1 protein-coding gene is annotated in these 609 nt (G+C 68.5%); it reads left to right on the top strand.

Features of this window, described 5'->3' with window-relative positions; genetic code table 11:
* Window positions 1-66 precede the first annotated feature (66 nt).
* Window positions 67-609: transposase (locus DW850_RS10100; protein ID WP_233505722.1), on the top strand; the 543-nt coding region annotated here is incomplete at its 3' end.

Here is a 609-nt window from a genome sequence, read left to right as displayed (position 1 = left end):
AGGCCGACAATGGTGAGTGTCTAATTCAGCCGCGGCGGCCACGCCGCATTCATGGAAGGGGCTCCCATGCTCGATACTACCACCTTCGTCGGCCTCGACGTCCACGCCCGCTCGATAAAGGCCGTCTCCCTCGACGTCATGACCGGGGAGGTGCGCGCCGCGACCTTCGGCTACGACGCCGGCGCCGTCGCGGAGTGGGTCCGCTCCGTGGACCCCGGGGCCAGGTGCGTGTACGAGTCCGGGGTCACGGGCTTCGACCTGCAGAAGAGGCTCTCCGGCCTGGGGGTCGACTGCGTGGTCGGCGCCGTCTCGAAGATGATCAAGCCCAGCGCGGACAGGCGCAGGAAGAACGACCGCAACGACGCCGAGTTCCTCGCCCGCATGCTGTCGGTCGGCAACGTGGTCGAGGTGTGGGTCCCCGACGACGAGTGCGAGGCCGCCCGCGACCTGACCAGGGCGCTCGAGGACGCGAGGGACGACACTCTCGCGCTCGAAGCAGCGGCTCTCCAAGTTCCTGCTAAGGCACGGGCTCGTCTTCGACGAGAGGACGCCCACCGGCCGCAGGAAGGGCAACTGGACCCGGGCGCACTGGTCCTGGATCGAGTCGAT

The organism is Collinsella sp. AM36-4AA (assembly GCF_003467795.1).
Lineage (GTDB): Bacteria > Actinomycetota > Coriobacteriia > Coriobacteriales > Coriobacteriaceae > Collinsella.
Note: the sequence above shows the minus strand (reverse complement) of the source record. Positions and strands in the feature narration are given on the sequence as shown.